Source organism: Paenibacillus sp. FSL R5-192 (genome assembly GCF_000517845.1).
Lineage (GTDB): Bacteria > Bacillota > Bacilli > Paenibacillales > Paenibacillaceae > Paenibacillus > Paenibacillus amylolyticus.
Genome location: NZ_ASPR01000014.1, coordinates 263218 through 286494, shown reverse-complemented (window position 1 = coordinate 286494; position 23277 = coordinate 263218). Strand labels below are relative to the sequence as shown.

Below are 23277 nucleotides of genomic sequence, written 5' to 3'. Positions count from 1 at the left end.
GAGACAGGAACAGCGTTCATGAGAGTTCCGCCATTTTCTCGTTACCGCCCGCTGATGCGAATGACCGCTGTGTTTGTTCTGGGAATGATCGCTGGATGTGTCGTCTACAACGGCGTATTTCACCTGAGTTACAATGCGTTGTGGCTGAACAATCAGGAGCTGCAGCTTCAGCTGCATCAGAATGAGGAGGATATCAAAACGCTGAAAAAATACAGTAAACGCCAAACCGTTATCAAGGAAATCAAAGTCCGTGCAGAAGAATCGGATAAGGGGCCAGACGAGGCTTCTCTGAAAGTGATGTTACAGAAGCTCGGAGACGAACTTGAGGTGCTTCGGGGCAGAGATGTATTCAACATCGATGAGTATAGCAAAATGACGCGAATCATGCTGAATCAGAAAGTGTACTCAGTCAGGGAAAAGGAATACACCGTTCAGGTCAAAACGATGCTGGTTATGGAAGGCGTACTGCAAGTTTGGGTACAGATTCGCATGCACGTTCCTGCGTAACAGCAAAAAACTGCCCTTGTCTGCATCTCTGCATGGTACAATAAGGGCAGTAAATGCTTTCCAGAAAAGGAGCTGCGTCTTTGTGTTCATTGATGTACTCAAATATGCACTAATCGCCATCTTTGCTGTTGCCATGGTTTTTGCAGCGTTAAACAGTATTCGTTCACACAGAAGCTCGGATGCTACCAGCGCCGGTCTGTACCGTTCGTGGACAAATATCTGGATGGGCGGCATGCTTGTCGTGCTTGCACTGATTCTGATGTTTGTCTTCACGGGTTCCACTTTATCTGTGATTGTGGAAGCGCTATTTCTGATTATGGGTGCGTACAATGTATTTGCCGGAATACGTAACCGCAGTTATTATGCGCGGCTTCAACAACGGTCCAGTAACGGATCAGGTACAACCTCCGGACAATCTGCATGATTCGTTGAAGCTCTATCGTTGTGACTGCAAAAAGAGAGTACTTCCCCTTCATTAAGCGAAGCCAGAACCGCGCGACAGCGCAACCCGGCAGAGCTTCTTGATCAGGGAGTACTCTCTTTGTCTATGCCCGAGGCAACGTACCCTGCTAGGCATGGTCAATCGACTGCAATGTCATTACCGCTTTGCATACCACACTGCCTTCACGGGTAACCACAATGTCCATTTTGCACGTTCGACGACTGGTTTCCAGAATTAACGGTCGAACCAGGATCTGATCCTCAATCTGTACCGGTCGAACAAAATAAGTTGTTACATTATCCACCACATGGTCGTTCCCTGTAACATCCCACGCTGCCCGCCGGCCAGCCTGTGTCATCACATTCAACAGAACACCTTCGGAGATCGTACCCAGATCCGTTGCCATCTGAGGAATGATGAATCCGTGAAATAACAATTCGTTCTGTTCACCGCGCTCCTCGGCAAACCCGTTCCAGATCAGATGATCAAACGTCTCTCCCAGTTGTGGCTGCTTCTGTGCATCCCGCATGGCCTGAAGCACTTCCTTGCGTGTGACGGACGCAATCAGTTTGCGATTCCGATCCACAATTGGCAGAAAATCAATGCCTTCCCAGGTCATAATCTGGGCAGCAGAAGCAAGAGATGTCTGCAATGAGGCCGTAATCGGGCGGCGTATCACACATTTCTCAATACTTTGATCTTCTTTCAGCTCACTGACATCCTTCAGACTCACAATCCCGATGACCCGGTTCCATTCATCCACGACCGGGAAGCGATGTTCACCCGTCTCTGAAACCAACATATGAAAATCTGCGGCTGAACTGGTCACCTTCAGCACCTGCAAGCGAGGTTTCTGACCAATGATATCCTCAACAAGCATAATTTTTTTCTTAATCAGCCTGTCGAAGATCGCACGGTTAATCATCGAAGCCACCGTGAATGTATCATGTCTGGATGAAATAATTGGTAGCCCAAGCTCGTCAGCCATAATTCTTACTTCACGACTTGTCCCAAAACCTCCCGTAATCAACACGCCCGCTCCCTGTTCGAGGGCAAGCGAGTGAGCATCTTCACGGTTACCCACAATCAGCAGACTCCCAGCGTCAATATAACGGGCCATTGCCTGTTCCTTCATCGCGCCAATCACATACTTGTGCAGCGGTTTGGCGAGACCTTCGTTCCCCCCCAGCACATGGCCTTCCACAATGGTCACAACATCAGCAAAGGTCAACTGTTCCGACATGCCCCGAGGTCTCTTCTCGATCCGCACCGTTCCAATTCGTTCCTTGGTCACGACCAGCCCGAAGTTCTCCGCCTCTTTCACCGCACGATACGCTGTCCCTTCACTTACACCCAGCTCCCGCGCAAGTCCACGTACTGATATTTTGCTGCCAACCTTCAGTTGTTCAATATGTTGAAGTAACTGTTCATGCTTCGTGACGTTCTCTTCCTGTCCGTCCAACTGTACCACCCCCGAAGATGCATCTGTACTATACTGTATCTATTATAACACGGCTTTAGGAAAATAACCCCACCCCTACCCATTCTCACAGGCAAGTTCGCCATCTGAATTTAATCATCCCATTAACATCTAATTCTGTATGTACCAAAAAAGACCGGGGCCCCTTTGTACCAAGGGATTCCGGTCTTCCATGTTGGATCTCATTCTGTACCTTATACAGACTCGCTCCGCTCCTGCTTGTCCAGCAGTTTCATCTCCCACTGCCGTAGCTTCGCCCGGCGAACGGCTTCCAGTGCACGCTTCTTCTCTTCATCTACACCGAGAATAAAATGCAGATGTGCACCAACGATTAATAAGGAGAACAGCACCCATACGATGCCAAAAATATTAACCCAGTCCATTCCTCCAGCAAAGGAAATCCGCGGCAGTGCAATGACCAGCATCGACAACGCAATAAGCAGATAGATTACATGTTTTGCTTTTTTCAACCTCTTCACCATTCACAGCTCCTTCGTTCTTGATCGACTCTATATGTCTAGTCTATGAACGATAAGGAGCTAATATGAAAGGTTCAGGTAAAAAAACAAGACAACCTTTTTGAACTACCTTTTTACGCTTCAGCGCCACCGTACAGATGACCCAGGCTGTCAGCAATAATTTTATTCACGTCTTCAATGATGACACTGAGGCGACGCTCCGCATCAAACAAGCGACGGATATTCAGATTCAAGCTCAGTACTTCAAACAGTTTCTCCATTTTCTCCATCTCATCCGGAGCTGGCATATCCCCGCTCATCATACGTTGTTGCAGTTCCATTTGTTGATCACGGAAGTTATCCAGCATTGCTTTTGCATCCGGATCAGCTTCAATCAGCTTCATCGCGGAAGTAATCTCTTCCACCTCGCTGCTTTCTCTCAGTGCTTTGGCCAAATCATTGGCTTTGTCATAAATGTTCACTATTATTCCTCCTCAGATTGGTTTGTTCATCCGTGTTAATACACGCTTTTCTTCGCTGTCAAACAAGGGCGATCTGAAACAGGCCATCCATAACCTGCCTCGAAATCAAATGCATTTAATCCATATGGGTCAATCACCAAGGGTTATATGTCCTCATATGATGAAGCACATGCCATGTTCAGATGCCGTTCAACTTCGAGATCAGACATCAAGTTGCCGCCCGGAAGGAGATCCGTGATGTCCACTAAAAAAGTAACGATTCAGGTTACCGGCTCGGGCATCCTGCAGGACGACGTCATCATGCTGGGCGAAGGGGTGCTTAAGGCGCTTAAAATCCCTTCAGGAAGGCCGCTTCAGTTACAATTTGGCTCTTTCCGCCGCGAAGTCACTGTTATTCCGGTACCAAGGTATGACGGGCTGCGCATCAATCAGACAGTTGCCAGCAAGACCGGTCTCGTTCCACGTTCGGTCCTGAGGGTATCCTATCGTTCAGCCAGCCGTACGCTTCGCCTTGGACCCTACATCAGTGTACTGGTTAGCCAGGATTATCCCGATCAGCCAGATCGGCCCTTTGGCTCCATCACGATGTTCTGTCAAGAACTGGTGAACGCCTGCCGTAAGCAAGGCGCCTATGTATCCTTTTTCACACCGGAGGATATTGGAGCGGTAACGGGTTATATGAAAGGCTGGGTGTATGATGACGGCTGGAAAAAGACTGTTCTGCCTGTAGCAGACGTCGTCAATAACCGGCTAACGTCCCGCAAGCTTGAGAACAAACCTAGCGTACAGCATTTTATGAAAGAAGTAAAATCGCTCTACGGCACGCAAACCTTCAATGAAAAGTTTCTGGACAAAAACGAAGTGTTTGACGCACTCAAGTCCATTTCAACGCTTAAACGAGTTCTTCCCGAGTCTCATTTGCTCAAGACGTCCGCCATGCTCAAGACGATGTGCAACCGACATCCGGTTGTATTTCTGAAGCCCGTCCGCGGTTCTTTGGGCAAAGGGATCATCCGGGTCTCACGTCAGATTGACGGAAGCTTCCTGACTCTGGCGACTGGCGTCGGGGGGACCCGGAAACAAACGTATACTTCTCTGGATAAACTGTATGCCAGTATGTCTGGGAAAATGAAAACAACGCGTTATCAGATCCAACAAGGGCTGACTCTCATTGACAACAGTGGCAGACCCGTGGATTTCCGTGCGCTCGTGCAAAAAAACCGTACAGGTAAATGGAGTGTAACCTCCATCGTCGCCCGGATTGCGGGCGGGAGTCACTACGTATCCAATCTGGCACGGGGTGGAAGTCTCAGCACCGTCAAGGATGCTGTTGCCAAAACACAGTTGTCTGGATCAGCCAAAGCTTCCGCGTATGCAGGATTGCATACCGCAGCACTGGATATCGCTAAAGGAATCGAAAGTGCCATCCCTGCTCATTTTGGTGAACTTGGTATTGATCTGGCCTTGGACACCACTGGGCGCGTATGGCTGCTCGAAGTCAACTCCAAACCATCCAAGAATGATAATACACCACTGAGTGAGAGCAAGATCCGCCCTTCCGTCAAAGCCATGCTCGAATATTCTACGTACCTGGCGGGTTTTTGAAAAGTTATTCCCTATTGGAAACAAATCTGATAGAGGAGAGGTGCAGCGTAATGTTTCCAACATCTCAGACCAAGACACTGGCCATTCTGGTACGTGCAACCGAAGGCTCACCTCCCTTTACGGATGAACTTTTCTGCCGTCGTCTCAGTTTGGGGAGCATGAAATACGCCCTTCAGATTATTGTGATCCCGATATCGAATGATGCAGTCCATCTCCCTCTTCAATGGGGATATGTTTATCATCAAGGGAAGTGGAATTCGGTACCTGTTCCTGCAGTCGATCTCATTATGGATCGTTGTCTTCGCCCTATCTCCAGGTACGCCAGACAACAGCTTAAGGAATGGATACCAACCAACGGCACAGATCAACACCGTTATTGGTCTGCTTCCCTTCCAGGAAAATGGGAGGTACATCGTGTGTTGTCCCGAAATCCTGAATTGAGGTCACAACTTGCTCCCACAACCCGGATCGGATCGCATATTCCTTGGGAAACATGGCTGGACCGTTGGCCCAAAGGACTGTTCTTCAAACCGGTATCCGGGACTCATGGCAAAAATACCTTTCGCCTGTCTCGGGGAACGACTCCATCAACATGGATCGTGGAGGGGCGTAACGAGGACAATGAACCCTTTTTTCTTACATTCAACCATACCCAGGCTGTATCTTCCTGGCTAGCATTACATCAGGCTGAACGTAAGATGATCGTGCAGCCATATCTGGAGCTTAGCCATCATGGAAGAGCATTCGACATACGGGCTCTAATGCAAAAGAATGGGCAAGGTCGCTGGACGCTTACCGGATGTATGGTACGGGAAGGACCCGAAGGTTCACTCACGTCCAATCTTCACGGTGGGGGTAAAGCATATCCTGCCCACGCATATCTGCTCCAGCGATATGGAACGATCCGCACGGAAACTCTGCTGAAGAGCATCCGGCAGACTGCTACTCTTATCCCCACCCTGCTGGAAAGCCGTTTCGGCAGGTTAGCCGAATTGGGGCTTGATTTCGGAGCAGATGCAGAGGGCCAACTCTGGCTAATTGAAGTCAACTCCAAACCAGGCCGCACCTCATTTGCAGAAGCGGGCGACCGACGCATGCATACCCTGACTTATACCCGGCCGCTTGCCTATGCCCGTTATCTGTTGCAACAACATGTTCTCACGGACGTCGTTCGTCCAATGAAATTGCCGAATACATCCAGCAAAGCTGGCCTGAAACCCATCCCGATTCACGGCGGCTGAGGCCCGCAGCGCCCGCTTGCCATGGAGCCCAAGGATCTTTTCAGGATAGGAGGATAAATCATGAGTTTGACCTTTTGCAATCTGCATTTCACCAAGCAACCGGATAAAGTGGTTTATGTATCCAACGCTTTAATGAAGAGCCTCAACCTGTCCGGCAAAAAAACGGTGCACCTTCGCTTCGGGCGTGACCGGGTACCTGCAACGATCAAACCAATCAAAAAAGCAGGTAAACATCTGTATCTCGCTTCAGGTATCCGTAATATGATGAACGTTCCCAAACGGGGCAGTATTTATCTCCGGAATTTGCAAAATGATGAGGTCCAGTTAGGTCCACTGATCGGCGTACTCTCTGATGGGCCTGCGACGAGCACGAATCCATTCGGTTCCCGTACTGGTTTCATCAAACAGTTACTCCGTGAAGGCAGCCGTAAATCCTACATTTACGCTTTTACTCCTCGGGATATCAATTGGCAGAACGAGACGGTATCGGGTTTTTTCCTGAATGATAACGGAAGCTTTACCCGCAGAACCGTACCTCTGCCCGATGTTGTCTACAACCGGTTACCAAGCCGTCGTTCAGACTTCTCACCAGCAATCAACCAGCTGCGGGAACGATTTGTTCGCCGAAAAATTCCGTTCTTCAACTGGAGCTTCTTCAACAAATCGGATATCTATACGTTGCTGGAGAACGAGCCGGCAGCAGGACGGTATATCCCTGAATCGATTACCAATCCTTCCGTTGAACAGATGAAGGAAATGTTGGAACGCCATCAGTTCGTCTACTATAAGCCTACTGCAGGAAGTCTGGGGAACGGGATCTACCGCCTGACTTATTCGCCCAAACGTGGATATTTCGCACGTTATCGCAAAAAAGGCGGTAATGCACTCCTGCGTTTTGGGTCCTTCAACAGTCTGATGCGCATGCTTCAGGGAAGACATGGCAAACAGCTACGCGGATATGTAGTTCAGCAGGGAATACGTCTAATTGAGATTGATGAATGTCCAATTGATTTCCGTTTTCACATGCACAAAAATGGTAACAATCAATGGGTTGTTGTCGGGATTGGAGCCAAAAAGGCAGGACGTGGCAGCGTCACAACACACATCAAAAATGGCGGCTCCCTAATGACTCCTGAGCAGGCGCTCAGTCGCAACTTCGGCGATCGTGCGGGAGAAGTTCTTCAGCATGCCAAATCCGTCGCTATTACACTGGCCCAGGCGATTGAAACCCAGCACCAGCATCTGATTGGTGAGATTGGCTTTGATCTGGGCATTGATCAGGAGGAACATGTATGGATGTTCGAAGCGAACGCCAAACCCGGGCGCTCCATTTTCCGTCACCCTTCACTCCGGGTGGAGGGCAAATCGTCGGTGGAGCACATCTTGGAACACTGCCTGTATTTGAGCAAGTTCCGGAAGAAGGAAGAGATTTGATGACCCTTCATGATGATTTCAAACCTGTCATTGCTGTTTTGACCATGCATGATAAACAGCGTATGTTCAGGGGAAATCATCAAAATTTTCAAGATATCTTACAGACAGGCGAGAGCATGGGATACGTGGTGTACATTGTAACTGTACGGGATCTGAACGTGAGTGGTCCCACCGTGAAAGGATATACGTACAACAAGGGGAGTGGAAAGTGGGTTTCACAACCTTTCCCCCTTCCCCATGTTCTGTACAATCGTATTCCCAACCGGGAAGACGAAGGAAAACCTTCCGTGCAGCGTAAAATTGACGAATGCATGCAATCAGGAATCGAACTGTATAACCCATTCTTTTTCAACAAATGGGATCTGTTCGAATGGCTCAGGAAATCCAAATCGACTCAGCAACTGATCCCTTATACTCGGCGGATGCGAAGTGCTTCTTCTCTGGGTGCCGTTCTACGGGCGTATCCTTATCTGTACCTTAAGCCCGAGAGCGGCAAAGCTGGTAAAGGAATCATGATGCTTAAATTTCAGGAAAAAGAACGGCTTCCCTATCGTCTCAAAATACAAACCACACGTAGAAGCACGACCTATAAAGCATCTACACTTGCCAAGTTATGGGCACGAATTCGCAAAGAAACCGGACATACGCCCTATATCATGCAACAAGGCATTGAACTGGCATCCTCTCGTAAACGCCCCTTCGATTTGCGTGTTCTTGTACAAAAGAACACCAAGGGCCAATGGAGCGTAACCGGTGTAGGAGCGAGACTTGCTGGCTCCCGTAGCATTACAACTCATGTGCCGCGCGGCGGGAGCGTAGAAGACCCTGAGAAGCTGCTGACCGAGCTTTTTGGCGAAGAAATGTCAACAACCCTGATGAAACGTGTGAAATCCACTTCATTAATGATCGCAAGACAGGTAGAACGGGGATCAGGTTACACGCTCGGAGAAATGTCCATGGATCTGGGCATTGATGACCTGGGGGAACTCTGGTTCTTCGAAGCCAATGCAAAGCCCATGAAGTTTGATGAACCACAGATCAGACGGCGGTCATTGGAACGTATATTTCACTACAGCGCTTATCTTGCCCGTCAGTCCAAACGATGATAGACAGGAATACTGCAAAAAGAAGGTGATTGTTTGTGTCCTCACCTGTTCTGGGCATTATGACGTTGTACTTAAATGAACATCGCGCTCTTGAAGAACGAAGCGTTTATCGCAGAATGATTCTTGAAGGGCGCAAGCGGGGACTCGATATCTATGTATTCACACCAGCCGACGTACACCCCGGCGGCAAACAAATTGAAGCCATGGTTTTTCATGAAGGAAAAGGCTGGTCCAGGGAGTGGCGATCATTCCCGGACCTGATCTTTGATCGTTGCCGGATTCAGCGTAACCGAAGGTTCCAGCAATTGCTTGCTTTTCGTGAGAAATATGGGCATCTGCTCTTTCTGAACAGGCCACTACGCAATAAATGGACCATCCACCAGACCCTTTTGCAAAAAGCCAACTTTCGTGAACACCTGCCGGAAACCGCTCTATTTCAGGATATGTCCGATGTAAACCGGATGCTTAAAGTTTCTTCTCTGGTCTATCTCAAACCCATTAATGGAACAGGCGGACGTGGTATTCTGCGCATTGAACGCAGCAGTAGCGAGGCTAATACAGTGCTTGTTCAAGGGCGGGATCAGAAGCGTCGTATCATCACTCCACGTAAAGTTCATTTATCACGACTTGGCGCGTTGCTCCAGCACTGGAACATGAAAGACAAGTATCTTGTACAAAAGGGCATTCAACTTCAGCTTCCGAATGGACGTGTGCATGATTATCGCATGCTCGTTCAGAAGAACGGAGAAGGACAATGGGAGCTTACTGGATGTGCCGGACGCATGGGTGCAGAAAAAAGCGTAACCTCCAATCTGCATGGCGGCGGTCAGGCAATAGCGATGGACCGACTCATGAAGCAATGGATCGAAGATGACGACCTCCGGGCAGAAATTAACACAACTGCAGAGAAATTCGGCATTGATGTTGCTTCGTTTCTGGAAGATACGTATGGGGACCTATGTGAGTTGGCACTGGATTTGGCGATTGATAGAAGCGGGCGTATCTACCTGCTTGAAGTTAACCCCAAACCTGCACGTGAAGTATTCGCTCGTATCGGGGAGCGGGATATCTATTATAAAGCCATCACTCAGCCGCTGGAGTATGCCTTATGGGTATATCGCAACAGACCTCCCGGAACGGCCAGAAAGCCAGCCATTCCCAAGCCCGTTACGCAAAAATCACCCAGAGTAAAAAGAAAAAGTAAAGCCAAGTGAGTGAAGAAAAAGCAGGAGTCTATGTTCGCCAAGTGCGAGCATCTGCTCCTGCTTCACTGTTTTTATTTCTGTTCTTTCGACCATTGCAGCGTGTCGTTGTCAATCACAATATACCCTTTTTCCTCACCTTGCACATAAGATAATGCCAATCTCATCAGGTCAGGTTCTAGCTGGCATGTGGTTACACGTGTAATCTGGTCTGTGTGATCCGCGGGCAGGCACAACGTCAGAATACCCACTTTACCCGAGAAATCAGTCTTGCCCTGGATGACCGATGTTTCCAACTTGGAACCATATACCTCAGATACCCAGCCGGGCTGCTCCGTCAACGCGAAGGCTTCCTTCCCGATGCCTGCCGTAACCCATTGCATCGTCAGCGTTATAGAAGATGCCTCATAGCTCATATCCGCCGTCATTTCTCCAGCTTCATTGATTCTCAACGCAATATCCGCTTGCGGATGCAAGTGAAAACGTTGCTCCAGAGTATGCTCTGCTTCTGCCTCCAGCCAATCCACAATTAGTAGTATAGGAATTTCCGCCCCTGCCAGCATCCACCGACGATGTGTAACTGGATCTGGCAAATGTGTATATCCATCCTGTGAAGCATCAATGAAGTGATAGGTGTCATTGCTCTCCCAACGTAACGTTGTGGCCTGAGCCTCCGGTTCACCCCATTGCTGTGTGGAGAGATAAGGTGTCTGATCCAGACCATCCACCGTGACGGTATTGTGCGCCCGCGTACTTTTGAAATACCGACGCCATTTCCCTTCTTCATACGTATAACGTCCGGTGTCCGTGAAGAAAAGCTGGTTCTTCCACATCCACTCCACATTCAGCGCATCCGCATGTCCGTGTGCTCCGCCCATGGCAGCCGCATCAAAAAAAAGATATTGATACTTGTCCCTCATGACATAATATCCTGTCTGCGGAAAGGCTCGGCTCGACAACACCGGAGAAGAAGAAGCCTGTAGTCTGAGGCATCGCTCATATTTCTCCACACCCAGCAACCAGAGACACTCCGAGCTATCCGTTCCGCGAGCCATCAAATCATCATCGTCCAGGATCGCTCCAAGCAGGGACAGTCGTTGTCGTCCATCGCCAACCCAATCCGAATCACCAATACCGGTAGACTGATGATCTGGTCGGATCAGCGCCTCAGTAAATGCGGCCATTTGGCGTAGACAGCGGGCATACCATGCCGAGAAAGGATGTCCTGAAATCTCACCCAATCGATAAGGTGTGCCAAACATTTCGATGCTGGCATTGTGGTAATGTGTTGTCAGTTCAACCTGTATTCCCTCTTCACCCAACTGATGCAGCAAACACAGCTCAAGACGTTCCATCGCCACTTGACGCCAGTGTGGACTTCGCGGGTGCTGGTGGTAGAACGTAGCGATCATGAACAAGCCTTGCATATGCATAATGGCATGATTGATTTTCGTGCTGCCGAGATAACGGGTCAAAAACTCGGCGTGCTCGTCCAGACCTTCTCGAAACTCCGCCTGAAAGCCTTCGTCTATCAGTGAACTCGCTTCCATATATTTATATGCCGATATCCAGGACTGCACACGTAGTCCCGTCTCCAGCAGGCGCCACGGACCGGGTTTTTGAAAGAACACAGCCTCGTCGTAAACCAGATTTACAGGTACCGGGTTTTGCTGTCTCCAGCTACGGAAGTGGTCAATAAATGCTGTTACATATAGCGGATTGCCCTTCATCAGATACGCCTTACCCAGATCGAGCATATGCCAGTGTCGATTGATGCCCCATGTGAACTCCAGATCATTGGTCGGGTTGTGAAGCCAGTCCACGGGTGTCCCCATCGGAATCCAGCGATTCAGATCGTTGGTATAAGGAACGATAAATTCATTCAGGATGGCACGATTGGCAATCGTGAGCGAATTTCGGGCTTCTTCCGGAAAATGTTTTTCATAATATTGGGCAGCCCGTTGCAGGTCTGTTGCCGAAAGGTAAAAATCGCTCATTGGGACGCCTCAAGAAAATCCTGACGGAACGGGGTAAACACATCCAGAATGACGGAGTCCTCCAGTGCCTTAACCCCATGCGGGACGTTAAAACCGGCATAAAAGCTGTCCCCTGCTTTTAAGATGCGAGTTTCTTCACCGACCTGAACCTCAAAGCTACCTTTGACGATATAACTGACCTGCTCGTGCGCATCATGGGAGTGAACTTCTCCAATACCACCTTTAGCAAAGGTAACCTCCACCATCATTAATGTACCGCCCATACCCAAGATCTTGCGGGAACTCGTTTCGTTCACGATATGTGCATCGATAGACGCATGATTAATAATCATTTTGCTTTTCCCCTTTCCTTGTGAATAAGCGACCGAAGTAGTTAAACCACGGCCGCTATGAACGTTTATTAGTCTTCTGTGGACAATTTACCCTGAAGTTTGGAAGAATCAAACGAAGGATCAGCAGTTATGTTGGTCAGCCCTGCCGCTTTGGTTTTCTCCAGAGCTGCATTGTACCTTGTATCCAGATCCTTGATCACAGCATCGAGATCGCCACCCGTGAATACAAAGATTGAAAAAGCCTCACTCCATTTGGTGCCTTCCAGTGAACTCTCAGTTACCACACTTGGATTTGCCGGGAAAATGGCATCATAACGTTTGGGCAGGAAACCTTCAATGCCCGGAATGCTTGGTTTTTTGTCAGAGCTTAATACAGCAGGAATCAGTGAGATTCCGTATCCTTTTTCGTAATACTCACTCTGAAGATCTGTGCTGTACACATACTCCATAAACTTCCATGCCGCTTCCTTGTTGGCAGAATCTGCATTGATGCCGATGTAGGAGCCCCCGATGACTTGCGAAGCGCCCTTGATCGTTCCATCATTAGTTGGTACAGGAGCGGCTGCCCAATTTTCTTTTGTAGGAAACTGATCTTTATATACACCTGGTTCACCGGAGTGGTTAATGTACATTCCGATTTTACCTTGAGCAAACTGGGCTCTGAGCGGATCGATGTCCAGACTTTCAACTCCTGGCAACATGCTGCCATCCTGATTCATCTGACGAAGCGCCATTGCGATATCCTTGTACATCCCAAAATCAAATTGGCCTGTCTTGTAGTTGTAACCATCAATACCAACATTATTGCTTGCACCTGCAATCGTATTGGCTGCTCTCCAGAAGCCGCTGCTGCTCTTGAACGGGCTGGCAAAGCCATAGATACCTTCACTTTTACCAACTTCGGTAATTTTTTTGGCATCCGCAACCATCTCAGCCAACGTTTTTGGCGGACTCTCGATCCCTGCCTTTTTGAAAATATCTTTGTTATAAACAAGCCGCCAGACCTGCCCTGTATTGGGGAGGGAATATATTTTTCCATCAATCGTGTTTTTATTTTCAATCAAGCTGTCTTTAAATACGGCCTTCATCTCATCACTCATGTATCCATCGATCGGGGCGAGATACCCCTTCTGATAATACGTCTGAAAATCATTAACTTGCAGCACATCGGGTGCCTGCTTGCTGGCAAAAGCAATATCGACCGCCTGTGGATAGTTGTCCCCCATCACGGTCATCTCCACTTCAATGTTGTCCTTGTTCGTCCGGTTGAACTCATCGATCTTGGATTTCATAAAATCAGCATCATGGCGGTCCGGTGTCCAATATATGATTTTGGTTTTCCCTCCGGCATTCTCCCCGCTGGTCCCCGATTCGCTATTTGCCGAAGTACCACTGTCAGCAGAACAACCTGCCAAACTTAGCGCCAGCAATGCACTTAGCGTAGTCACCATCCACTTTTTAACCATTGATATGCCCCCTTATGCTTGTCTGGACAACCTGTTTGAGTTATCCGTTAACGTAATGATAATCGCTACGCTTTCATGGAGGTGAGGGACATTCTAACTTTGCATGGTGGGAAAAATGACGATCCGTATCTGTTTTCAGTTCTCATACATTTGCCGGAAGCAGGTTGGCGTCATGCCGCAATATTTCTTGAACAAACCGCTGAAATAAGGCCTGTCCTCATAACCCAGCCTCTGGCAGATCTCTTGCACCTGTACACCTGCAACCAGCAATTCTTTGGCCTTTTCCATCCTCATCTTAGTAATATATTGAATCGGCGTTATGCCCGTTTCCTTTTTGAAGGCATTGGCAAAGTAACTCGGACTTAAATGTACGGATTGGGCACAGGAATGCAACGTCAGATTTTCTGCAAGATTCAGACTGATATATTCCTGCGCCTTGCTAATCGCCTGTTTGACATCGGTGAGTCGTTTTTTGTCCATAATCTCGCAACCCATACTGCTAAAATGTTTGATATATCCCCTCCAGCCCTCAAACGTCAAGGAACGCATCGCCTCAAGCACTGTCAGGTCGGCCTCCAGACGCAAGCGTTCCTCTGCTGTAATCTCATCACAAAAGGCACGGTAGATGGCAAAAGCAAGTCCAGACAGCAAACGAATCATCGTGAGTGGCTCGGGAAAACCTTCGGAAACCTGCCATTCTTCGAGAATTTCATCAATGATGCGGTGACAGGTGCTCTCATTACCACATTTGAGGGCGTAAAAAAGCTCTTTCTCCTTCTCCAGAGGATATATCGGAGCCACACAGGCCTGATTTTCCAGTTCAGCATACTGGAGGATGCAATTGCCTTCACTGTAAAAACGATAGGATATCGCCTGATCTGCATGTGCGTAGGACGTCCAGATTTCCTGTGGTCTGCGGGCAATCGTACCCACACCAATCGAGACTGTTTTTTTGCTGAATCGCTCCACATTTTGGCGGCATTGCTCCAGTAGCTCGGAGACGTCGATCTGGCTTGGTGTGTTCAATATGGCTGCAAGCCGGTATCGGTTTTCCCGTAAAACAACGCCTTTGGTATAACGATTTATGGTTTCCTCCACAATATTTTGGACCGCAAAAGGAACGATTTCGGCATCCAGATGCATCGTGTATCCATACCGCGTATAACCATCCACCTCAATGACCATGACGAGAAGATTGGAGGAATCGAGATCAATATGCAACTCGTTCCAGCGGCTTTCATTCAGGAATCCCCCGATTTCATGACGCAACAAGCCCAGTAGATAGCTGTGACGCTCATACTGGCTGCTACTCTCCACCTTCTGCTCCAGCTGTTCCAACTGCTTGCACTGTGCCTGTTCTTCCTTAATCACCTGTCTTACCTTCAACACCGCACCGAGTATTTCTTCAGGGGTAAACGGTTTGAGCAAATAATCGGATGCACCCAGCTTGATGGCCTCCTGTGCATATTGGAAATCCGAATAACCACTGATGAAAATAAATTTGGCTCGCAGTCCGGCATCCAATGCCCGCTTCATTAGCTCCAGCCCGCTCAACTTGGGCATCCTGATATCACTAATCACGATGTCGGGTTGCTGCTCCAGCAACAAGGACCAACCGCGCTCTCCATTGCTCGCCGTGCCTACAATCCGAACCTGATGATCTTCCCACGGAATAGTTGAAGATATGCCCTTTACAACTGCCTGGATATCATCCATAACACACATCGTCAATTGGCCCATACTGCCCCTCCTCAGGTGATCGGAATCGTGATAACAACCGTTGTTCCCACATCTGTACTGCTATGAAATACAATTGAGGCCACATCCCCATAGTGCAGGCTTAATCTGCCATGGAGATTGGATAGGGCATAACCTTTGCGTCCCCCGTCAGGAACATCCTCAGCATAGATGCTGGCTACATCCATACCACATCCATTGTCAGCCACCTCCAGCCGTAGTGTGTCACCCTGACGATCAATGCGGATCAGGATAACACCCAAATCTTCTTTGTCATTGAATCCATGCAGGATGGAATTCTCGACCAAGGGCTGGAGTAATATTTTTAAAATATCAACAGCGTAACAAGACGGGTCCCCCACTTCAATCCGATAAACGAACAGATCCTCGTAACATTTTTGCTGAAGCTGCATGTATTGTTCGACATGTTTGATCTCCTGCTCCACACTGGTGATGTCTTTCCCATCATTCAGTCCCAGACGGAATAACAAGGATAAGGAGACGATCATCTCACTTACATCCTTCTTCTCTCCGCTCTCACTTTTCCAGAACATCGTATTAAGCGTATTGTAGAGGAAATGAGGATCAACCTGCGCCTGAAGCGCCTTGACTTCAAACCGCCGTTTGTCTTGCTCCGTTGTCCGTACTTCTTCAAACAGAATCTGAATCTGGTCCAACATCCGATTGAAACGATGCCCTACAGCGCTGACTTCATCGTCATACTTGCTGCGAAACCGTACATCCAGATCATTGGACTCCACCTCAACCATCAAGCGTCGCAGTTTGTTCAGTGGCTTCAACAGAGCGGAGGCCAGCAGCTTGGACAACCCGAGTGCGAGCAAAATGCAAAACAACATGATCAGGATGATCAGCCAGCGTATCTTTTGTAGGGGGGACAACAAGTCAGCCTTGGACTGTACACTTACCATGACCCAATCCTCGTTCATCGACAATGCCGAATAGTTAACAAGCATGTCCTCCCCCTGATCGTTCCTGTAGGTAAAATCCCCAGCATCGCCACGGCTAAACTGTTGGGTAAAGTCAGGCTCCATAATAAAATCGTAATTTCGGGACCTGGGCCGAATGACTTCATTTCCGTTTTTGTGCAGCAAAAACAGTTGAATCTGGTTATTCATGAGATCCTGCGTCAGAATGTCTCGCATCGCCTCTTCCTTCATATTGACGACCATATATACATTCGAATAGGTATGATTATCGATCACAATAGGTTTGAGCAACAGAGATAACACATTTCCTTGGGATTGGAATAACTGACTCTGATGTGAACCAAACCACATCGTATTCCAGCCTTGCAGCTTCACGTAGCGTCCGTATTCCTTGTTGAATGAGTTGTTGTGATTCGGAAAATCTTTGGTCGAGAAAAAATCACCGATGGGTGTTGTCAGATATGCGGTATCAATCAGTGGCTCTACGAGCTTCAATTGAGCAAACGATGTTTGCAGCAGCGAGAGATTCTGATAATAATGAGATGTGTTATTTTTTCCCACGTCCTTCATGACCTGGGTGAACGTTTCATTGAGCATAAAAGAAAAAGAGGATACAACAATGTGCCTTAGATGTTCATCCATAACCTGCACTGATTTGTTCAGAATGCTTTGTTTCAGTTCAAGTGCATTCTGCTCAATGCTTCGTGCAGCAAAGAGATAAGAGCATATCCCGGTCACACTGATGCACAAGACAACGAGAAAAATGTACAGCAGCTGTATTCTTTTTTTCAGGGACATTTTATAAAAGTTGAATATCATCGGCGCTCGCTCCTTGAACACGGCTTGGCCCGTCCGCTGTGAATTAAAATGAGTATAGCACAGTGGAATAACCCGTAAAACCGTTTCCATGATTGTGCTCACGCCTATCCTTTCACAGCTCCCAAGGTCACCTGCATGAATGATTTGTTGGCAAAAATATAAACGAGGAGCAGTGGCAAAATGGACAGACAGGCTCCGGCCATCATCAGTTGGACCTCAGCCGCAGCTCCGATGCCATATCGCAGATTAGCCAGCCCAACCGGCAAAGTCTGCAAGTCCGGATTGCTCATGGTGAACACAAAAGGAAGAATATATTCATTCCATGAACTCTGGAATACACCCAGACCTGCAACGGCGAGTCCGGGCCGCAGGAGTGGAAGAATAATTCGCCAGTATGTGGTGAAAAAATTACAGCCATCAATCATCGCCGCTTCATCCAGTTCGCGCGGGATGCTCTTGAAGAAACCAATCAGAATAAAGTATGTGGCAGCGTGTGCGCTGATCAATATAATAATAACGCCCCACAACGTGGTATTCAGCCCCAGCTTGACCATGAGGTCAAATTGCGGACGCAGCACAACCGCGCCTATGGAAATAAACAGAGTAGATGCCATGAGCAGGGTGTACCCCTTTTTCCCTTTGAAATTCACTCGATCCACAGCGTAGGCTGACATCGAAGCTACCAGCAGTGTGCCAACTGTTGTACTGATGCTAACAAACACGCTGTTAATGGTAAAACCCGAAAAATTGGCGGTTTTCCAAGCCTGAGCATAGTTGGAGAACTGCCAAATCTTCGGCCAGATGGTAGCTCCTCCAGTCAATTCCTGGTTTGTTTTGAAGGAACCGAGCAATACAAGTATGATGGGGAACAGCGACAGCAGAGCGATTGCGATCAAAAACAACCAAAGTACCGTTCGTTTGGTCCAGCGAATGAGTTGGGGAGACCCTGAGGGCGCAAGCACGTTTTGAGTCATCATCGTTTCCTCCTGATAGGGATTAATAGACATCATTGAGCTTTTTGGATATACGGAAGTAAATGAGCGTCACAGCCCCTACGATGAGAGCCGTTGTGAAACCAACTGCACTGCCATAACCGAGCTGCTGGAGTGATTGGGTGTCAGCCGACACGGGAAACAACAGTTTGAACAAATACAGATACATCACCTCTGTTTTGCCATACGGCCCCCCTTCGGTCAGCACCATAATACTCTCGTAACCTTTCAGCGCCGTGGTAATTGCCAGCATGATGATCATCTGCAAGACAGGACCCAGCAACGGAATCGTTACATTTCGCAGTTTCTGAAACTCACTCGCTCCATCCAGCGATGCCGCCTCATATAACTCTTCAGGAATGCTCTGTAGACCTGCAATGAACAACAACATATAGTTGCCCACAGCCCCCCAGATGGCGATGATGATGGTTGTTAGCATGGCATGTTCAGCCCCCAGCCAGCTAATAGGTTCGGAGATCACATGATACTTAAGCAGCAATTGGTTCAATATTCCGTTATAGGAGTTGAAAATAATAAAGAATACAATCGCCATGACCGAAGCGCTAAAAATAGTGGGAAGATAATAGATCGCCCTAAAGAGGGATCGCCCTCTCCATTTGCGATTCAGAATAATCGCCAAAGTTAACGACAGTGGAATCGTAACGACGAGTTTGCCCAGGGCATACACACCCGTGTTGCCTACTGAATCCCAGAATTGCCCGTCACGCAAAATGCGTCCAAAATTATCAAGCCCGATGAAGACAGGCGTCCCGATGCCTTGATAATCATAGAACATGTAACGCAGCGCCCATAACAGCGGATAGATCCCGAATACAACAGTTAAAAAAAGACTTGGAAAGATGAACATATAGGCATGTATTTTGGATGGTTTCACCAGAATCGGACCCCCTATAGCTTTTGAATGAAGTATAGAGGGAATATGGAGGAAAGCGGGATAGGGAAATCAACTTTCTACAGGGGAGAATGTGACTGCATGATCATACAAAAAAACCTGTATTCAACGAATTTCCGTTGAGTCTACAGGTTCATATCATGTGGTTCGTAATCTTAAATCTCAGGATACGTATACGGCGTAGAGGCTACTCTGCTTCATCATACAGACGCAGCAGTTCTGTAAAATCAGAGATGAGCACATCTGAGCCTGCAAGCTCCTCATCACGACCAAACCCGGCATAGGCACAGCCGATGACCGCCTGACCGTTCATTTTACCCGCTTCCACATCAGAAGAGCGATCCCCTACCATCCATGCGTCCTGAATACGATGTTTCTCAAGCAGGATCTGCACCAGATTAATTTTGGAAGGAGTCTTGTACTGGCCTGCACTGTATACCCCTTCAAAGAAAGGCATAATCTCGTGTGCAAACGCCACACCCTTCACATAGTCCTCCAGCCCGTTACTTGCAACAAAAAGACGCACTCCTTGTTGTTTTAATGCTTGCAGCGTTTCTTTCACCCCAGGATACAATTGGGAACCTCCTTGATCAAGCCCCTCAATCTCCAGTTGAAGCAACAGTTCGTCTGCACGGCGATGTGCCGCTTCCGACGCCTCAGGCATAACCACTTTCCATATATCTTCGAGCAACATGCCCAAACTTCCCAGCATCCGTTCCTCGGGTGGAGTTTCTCCTTCAAAGTGCCCTTCGGCACGCAATGTATCAAATAGTTGCTGGTAAGCTGGCAACAACAGGGTCTCTGTCTGGAACAGCGTACCATCCATGTCAAAAATCATCGCTTCCGGTTTGAGCAATACCTTCTCTTTATTCATGTCCAATGTTCCTTTCGGATTGGGATATCGTATATGTAATTGGAATCGTTCCCTTCCCATGATAAACATAACGTTTGAACGTGTAAACCAACGATTGTAAAACATCATCAACCCCAACCTTATACAGCATTAACCAAACGTTATATTATAGTTAAACAAACTATATACAAAAGAAGTTTCTTTACGTATAATACTAAAAAATAGTGCTTTAGACACCTAATCTAAAGACCTACAATTATCGAATTTTCGGTTTTTTCGACAACTACATATACCCCATAGAGAGGAATAACAAACATGAAAAAGCGAAAGACCTTTAAGATTTTTTATAAGATCGGATTAGGATATTTACTCGTACTGGCTGTACTGGCTGGTTGCATCCTGCTGATTCAGAACAGCACAAGTCAGCTCCAACGGGAACTGGATTTTCTGGTCGATCACGATATGAGGGTACACGCCCTCACCTATGAACTCGAAAGAAACATGGTAGATATGGAAACAGGTCAACGCGGATACATCATCACGGGTCAGGACAACTATCTCGATCCCTACACCCAAGGAAAAGAGCAACTTATTACACTCAGAGATGAACTTGCTGCTTTAATTTCGGATAATCCGGCTCAACTTGCACTTTTGGAAGACATACATACTAATATGGAGAACTGGGTCCAGGTCGCTGGTGAACCTATGGTCGCCCTTCGCCAAGCAAATAATACGCAAGCCATTCGAGATTTTTTCGCAGATGATCCAGGTAAAAGAGACATGGACCAGATTCGGACTGCTCTCGATACGTTTCGAACCAACGAGCATACGTTAACCGATAACCGTACAGAAGCACTGAAGCAAAAAAACACACTACTGAACTTGGAACTGTATGGGGCACTTATCGTTGTGGCCATTATCTCGTTCATCACTGCTTTGGTCCTGTCACGTGCCATTGTTAGAAACATTCGTACCGTAAAGCAGGCATTAAATGACATCGGTTCTTCCAATGGTGACCTGACACTGAGAATCGCTACGCCAATGAAAGACGAAACTCGTGAACTCGCGGAGGCGGCCAATACAATGCTCACTGGTTTGCAGCAAATGATGCTGGACGTTCAGAGCAATGCCATGATTCTGAGCACAGCTTCGGATCGATTGGATAAAGGGGTGGCCGATAGCCATCTTGCAGGAAAAGAAGTTGCCACTGCCATGGAACGTGTCGCTGAAGGCGCTGATGAACAGGTTGCTCTTACGCAAACCATGGTAGCTGCGATGCAGCAATCCCTCAACGGGCTTAATCGTGTCGCCTCCTCGGCAAGTGATGTGGCAGGCCGTGCAGTTCGTACCGAATCCATTGCTGTGGATGGGCAACAGCGCATTGATAATGCTGTAGGTAAAATGAGTTCCATTGAGCAATCCTTCCTCTCTGTACAGGAAGCCATTAATGAAATTTCGAAGATGTCTGATCAAGTGATCAACATTGCAGATTCAATGTCGGGTATTGCGAGACAAACCAATCTGCTTGCACTTAACGCCGGAATCGAAGCTGCCCGCGCTGGGGATAATGGACGTGGCTTCGCTGTCGTTGCCGCGGAAATTCGTAATCTTGCAGACCAAAGTGCAACATCAGCCAAAGAGATTACAAGTATATTGGAAACCGTGGTAGCAGGTGTTCAAAGTACGGTGCAGGTGGTTGATGAGAGCACTCTACATGTGAATGAAGGATTGCGGACCATTGAGGATGCAGGTAATGCTTTTTCAACCATTACTCAGCATATTCATAACCTCAGTGGTGAAGTTCTGGAGGTATCTGCTGTTGTCGAGGAGTTAACTTCCGGTAGTGAGGCTGTGATGAAGTCCATTAATGAAGTATCGGCTGTTGTGGAAGATACTGCATCAGCCACGGAAGAAGTATCTGCGATGACGGAGGAACAACTTGCTTCTCTGCAGGAAATGTCTGACACGTCCAAGCAGTTGAATGAAATGTCCGATGCACTTGATCAGCTGGTTAAACGCTTCAAACTCGCATAATCCGACTCAACCTACTGATCGAGTATCTAAATAGCTGTATCATGAGCATATATCAAAAGAAAAAGCATCGCAGACAGACTCACCCGAGCCTCTGCGATGCTTCTTTGTGTTAAGGAGAACTGAATCAGGAAAAGGTGCACCGGGCACCTCATATGAAAAAACCTAAGTACTCCTTTTCTTATCTCGATTGTTCCGTGTTCCGTAGCGCTTCAAGTATCAATTGTGCCTGATACCCATCGTTAAAATCATATATCTTAGCTGGTTTGCCTTGTATACGGGCAATGACATGTTTAAGAACCGGCAATTCACTGGCGGATTCAAGCACTTCCACTGGAGAAAGTGGCTGTCCCACCAGGCCCGTCTTCAATTCTTCCCAATTTTCCAAGGCAATCGTGCCCTTCGCACCGTACACCACCATGGATACACGTTCTTCCCCGGCAAATTGAGAGATGCCGTTCAGCTGAATTCGGGTTCCGTCTTCCAGTTCCATTGCAGCCTGTACTTCTAGTTCACAGTCACCATTCTCAGGATATTGAACCTGAGTGCTAACAACCCGGATGGCACCAAACACCTTTTGAATCATATGAATCCAGTGAATCCCTACTTCAAGAATAAATCCACCCTGTTCCCGGCTCGTAATCCATGCATTCTGTTGCCATGATCGTGGCCACTGCGGGAATTGCAAAATGAGATCTATTTTGCGAATTGCCCCCACAGTACCCTGCTCAATCATCTCTTGCAACTTCAGCACGGAAGGTTCATGCGGCATCGAGAAGTGGATGGCATGAACAACGCCCGCCTGCTCTGCTGCCTCCAGCATCTTTTTGGCTTCTTCTACACTATTGGCAAGCGGTTTCTCACAGAACACATGAATTTTGCGCTCCAGTGCTTCCATGACAACCGGATAATGAAATTTCGGCGGAACTGCAATATACAGCAGATCAATCTGATGTTCATTCATCAATTGCTTGTAGTCCGTATACGTCCTAACTCCCCGATGAGAAGCTGCAAAAGACGCCAAACCTTCCTCATTCGCATCACACACCGCTACAATCTCAATCTTTGTATCCATCTTCGTATTCTCGATTAGATGAACCATATGTAATCCCATTTTACCCAGCCCAATCAGAGCCATCTTGATGACTGTCATTCCATCCCCTCCCAATTCCTTTCCAGTATAGCAGAAAGCAAAGAATTGCAAATGCGATGCATTGATACGAAAAAAAATAA

At 47.7% G+C, this 23277-nt stretch carries 20 protein-coding genes; 8 read left to right on the top strand and 12 right to left on the bottom strand.

All coding sequences use genetic code 11. The features are described 5' to 3' along the window. The first annotated feature begins 18 nt into the window (after positions 1 to 18). On the top strand, positions 19 to 507 hold the full coding sequence (locus C161_RS09695) for a hypothetical protein (RefSeq protein ID WP_036609856.1): 489 nt from the start codon (positions 19 to 21) through the stop codon (positions 505 to 507). A gap of 82 nt (positions 508 to 589) precedes the next feature. Continuing rightward, positions 590 to 931, top strand: coding sequence for a YtpI family protein (locus C161_RS09690; RefSeq protein WP_036669948.1), 342 nt, complete (start codon positions 590 to 592; stop codon positions 929 to 931). A 145-nt stretch (positions 932 to 1076) separates the two neighbouring features. On the opposite strand, the gene C161_RS09685 is transcribed toward C161_RS09690, so the two are convergent. The 3 genes from C161_RS09685 to C161_RS09675 all read right to left on the bottom strand — a co-directional run bounded on the left by C161_RS09685 (position 1077) and on the right by C161_RS09675 (position 3369). Beyond that, a complete protein-coding gene (locus tag C161_RS09685; RefSeq protein WP_036609860.1) occupies positions 1077 to 2411 on the bottom strand; it encodes a DRTGG domain-containing protein in 1335 nt (444 codons plus the stop codon). A 212-nt stretch (positions 2412 to 2623) separates the two neighbouring features. Continuing rightward, positions 2624 to 2908 (bottom strand): hypothetical protein, encoded by a 285-nt coding sequence (locus C161_RS09680; protein ID WP_085981456.1) that lies wholly within the window; start codon positions 2906 to 2908, stop codon positions 2624 to 2626. A gap of 113 nt (positions 2909 to 3021) precedes the next feature. After that, positions 3022 to 3369 carry a YlbF family regulator gene (locus C161_RS09675; RefSeq protein WP_036609862.1) on the bottom strand — a complete coding sequence of 116 codons (348 nt, stop codon included), beginning with the start codon at positions 3367 to 3369 and terminating at the stop codon, positions 3022 to 3024. A gap of 237 nt (positions 3370 to 3606) precedes the next feature. On the opposite strand from C161_RS09675, the gene C161_RS09670 reads away from it, so the two are divergent. The 5 genes from C161_RS09670 to C161_RS09650 are packed head-to-tail and all read left to right on the top strand — an operon-like array spanning position 3607 to position 9969. Further along, on the top strand, positions 3607 to 4974 hold the full coding sequence (locus C161_RS09670) for a YheC/YheD family endospore coat-associated protein (RefSeq protein ID WP_036609865.1): 1368 nt from the start codon (positions 3607 to 3609) through the stop codon (positions 4972 to 4974). A gap of 50 nt (positions 4975 to 5024) precedes the next feature. Then, entirely contained in the window at positions 5025 to 6215 is a 1191-nt protein-coding gene (locus C161_RS09665) for a YheC/YheD family endospore coat-associated protein (protein WP_051449676.1), read from the top strand. A 60-nt stretch (positions 6216 to 6275) separates the two neighbouring features. Continuing rightward, positions 6276 to 7649, top strand: coding sequence for a YheC/YheD family endospore coat-associated protein (locus tag C161_RS09660; protein WP_036609869.1), 1374 nt, complete (start codon positions 6276 to 6278; stop codon positions 7647 to 7649). Next, positions 7649 to 8755 (top strand): YheC/YheD family endospore coat-associated protein, encoded by a 1107-nt coding sequence (locus C161_RS09655; RefSeq protein ID WP_036669946.1) that lies wholly within the window; start codon positions 7649 to 7651, stop codon positions 8753 to 8755. Before C161_RS09660 ends, C161_RS09655 begins: the two co-directional genes overlap by 1 nt. Positions 8756 to 8790: 35 nt before the next feature. Beyond that, positions 8791 to 9969, top strand: a complete 1179-nt coding sequence (locus C161_RS09650; RefSeq protein ID WP_051449675.1) for a YheC/YheD family endospore coat-associated protein — start codon at positions 8791 to 8793, stop codon at positions 9967 to 9969. A gap of 62 nt (positions 9970 to 10031) precedes the next feature. On the opposite strand, the gene C161_RS09645 is transcribed toward C161_RS09650, so the two are convergent. The 8 genes from C161_RS09645 to C161_RS09610 form a co-directional block, all read right to left on the bottom strand. Further along, a complete protein-coding gene (locus C161_RS09645; RefSeq protein ID WP_036669944.1) occupies positions 10032 to 11954 on the bottom strand; it encodes an alginate lyase family protein in 1923 nt (640 codons plus the stop codon). Then, on the bottom strand, positions 11951 to 12286 hold the full coding sequence (locus C161_RS09640; protein WP_036669940.1) for a cupin domain-containing protein: 336 nt from the start codon (positions 12284 to 12286) through the stop codon (positions 11951 to 11953). The genes C161_RS09645 and C161_RS09640 overlap by 4 nt, the downstream gene beginning before the upstream one ends. 68 nt (positions 12287 to 12354) lie before the next feature. Beyond that, complete coding sequence (locus tag C161_RS09635) at positions 12355 to 13752, bottom strand: ABC transporter substrate-binding protein (RefSeq protein ID WP_036669932.1); 1398 nt, start codon at positions 13750 to 13752, stop codon at positions 12355 to 12357. A gap of 135 nt (positions 13753 to 13887) precedes the next feature. Further along, positions 13888 to 15492 (bottom strand): helix-turn-helix domain-containing protein, encoded by a 1605-nt coding sequence (locus tag C161_RS09630; protein ID WP_036669929.1) that lies wholly within the window; start codon positions 15490 to 15492, stop codon positions 13888 to 13890. An 11-nt stretch (positions 15493 to 15503) separates the two neighbouring features. Then, positions 15504 to 17255 carry a sensor histidine kinase gene (locus C161_RS09625; protein ID WP_036669927.1) on the bottom strand — a complete coding sequence of 584 codons (1752 nt, stop codon included), beginning with the start codon at positions 17253 to 17255 and terminating at the stop codon, positions 15504 to 15506. Positions 17256 to 17359: 104 nt separating this feature from the next. After that, on the bottom strand, positions 17360 to 18229 hold the full coding sequence (locus C161_RS09620) for a carbohydrate ABC transporter permease (protein WP_051449674.1): 870 nt from the start codon (positions 18227 to 18229) through the stop codon (positions 17360 to 17362). A gap of 22 nt (positions 18230 to 18251) precedes the next feature. Next, positions 18252 to 19142, bottom strand: coding sequence for a carbohydrate ABC transporter permease (locus tag C161_RS09615; RefSeq protein WP_036669926.1), 891 nt, complete (start codon positions 19140 to 19142; stop codon positions 18252 to 18254). 205 nt (positions 19143 to 19347) lie between these two features. Continuing rightward, positions 19348 to 20034: an HAD family hydrolase gene (locus C161_RS09610; RefSeq protein WP_036610980.1), complete on the bottom strand. Its 687-nt coding sequence runs from the start codon at positions 20032 to 20034 to the stop codon at positions 19348 to 19350. A gap of 294 nt (positions 20035 to 20328) precedes the next feature. On the opposite strand from C161_RS09610, the gene C161_RS09605 reads away from it, so the two are divergent. Then, entirely contained in the window at positions 20329 to 22047 is a 1719-nt protein-coding gene (locus C161_RS09605) for a methyl-accepting chemotaxis protein (protein ID WP_036669924.1), read from the top strand. Between the two features lie 178 nt (positions 22048 to 22225). On the opposite strand, the gene C161_RS09600 is transcribed toward C161_RS09605, so the two are convergent. Continuing rightward, the gene (locus C161_RS09600) at positions 22226 to 23197 is read right to left on the bottom strand and encodes a Gfo/Idh/MocA family protein (RefSeq protein ID WP_036669923.1); all 972 of its coding nucleotides are present in this window, start codon (positions 23195 to 23197) and stop codon (positions 22226 to 22228) included. Between the last annotated feature and the right edge of the window lie 80 nt (positions 23198 to 23277).

What these genes read in the sequence shown, in the direction of transcription:
- C161_RS09670 (WP_036609865.1), top strand. Translation starts at nt 3,607, where the DNA reads ATGTCCACTAAAAAAGTAACGATTCAGGTTACCGGCTCGGGCATCCTG.
- C161_RS09695 (WP_036609856.1), top strand. Translation starts at nt 19, where the DNA reads ATGAGAGTTCCGCCATTTTCTCGTTACCGCCCGCTGATGCGAATGACC.
- C161_RS09600 (WP_036669923.1), bottom strand. Translation starts at nt 23,197, where the DNA reads ATGACAGTCATCAAGATGGCTCTGATTGGGCTGGGTAAAATGGGATTA.
- C161_RS09635 (WP_036669932.1), bottom strand. Translation starts at nt 13,752, where the DNA reads ATGGTTAAAAAGTGGATGGTGACTACGCTAAGTGCATTGCTGGCGCTA.
- C161_RS09605 (WP_036669924.1), top strand. Translation starts at nt 20,329, where the DNA reads ATGAAAAAGCGAAAGACCTTTAAGATTTTTTATAAGATCGGATTAGGA.
- C161_RS09630 (WP_036669929.1), bottom strand. Translation starts at nt 15,492, where the DNA reads ATGGGCCAATTGACGATGTGTGTTATGGATGATATCCAGGCAGTTGTA.
- C161_RS09645 (WP_036669944.1), bottom strand. Translation starts at nt 11,954, where the DNA reads ATGAGCGATTTTTACCTTTCGGCAACAGACCTGCAACGGGCTGCCCAA.
- C161_RS09640 (WP_036669940.1), bottom strand. Translation starts at nt 12,286, where the DNA reads ATGATTATTAATCATGCGTCTATCGATGCACATATCGTGAACGAAACG.
- C161_RS09620 (WP_051449674.1), bottom strand. Translation starts at nt 18,229, where the DNA reads ATGACTCAAAACGTGCTTGCGCCCTCAGGGTCTCCCCAACTCATTCGC.
- C161_RS09655 (WP_036669946.1), top strand. Translation starts at nt 7,649, where the DNA reads ATGACCCTTCATGATGATTTCAAACCTGTCATTGCTGTTTTGACCATG.
- C161_RS09665 (WP_051449676.1), top strand. Translation starts at nt 5,025, where the DNA reads ATGTTTCCAACATCTCAGACCAAGACACTGGCCATTCTGGTACGTGCA.
- C161_RS09610 (WP_036610980.1), bottom strand. Translation starts at nt 20,034, where the DNA reads ATGAATAAAGAGAAGGTATTGCTCAAACCGGAAGCGATGATTTTTGAC.
- C161_RS09660 (WP_036609869.1), top strand. Translation starts at nt 6,276, where the DNA reads ATGAGTTTGACCTTTTGCAATCTGCATTTCACCAAGCAACCGGATAAA.
- C161_RS09625 (WP_036669927.1), bottom strand. Translation starts at nt 17,255, where the DNA reads ATGATATTCAACTTTTATAAAATGTCCCTGAAAAAAAGAATACAGCTG.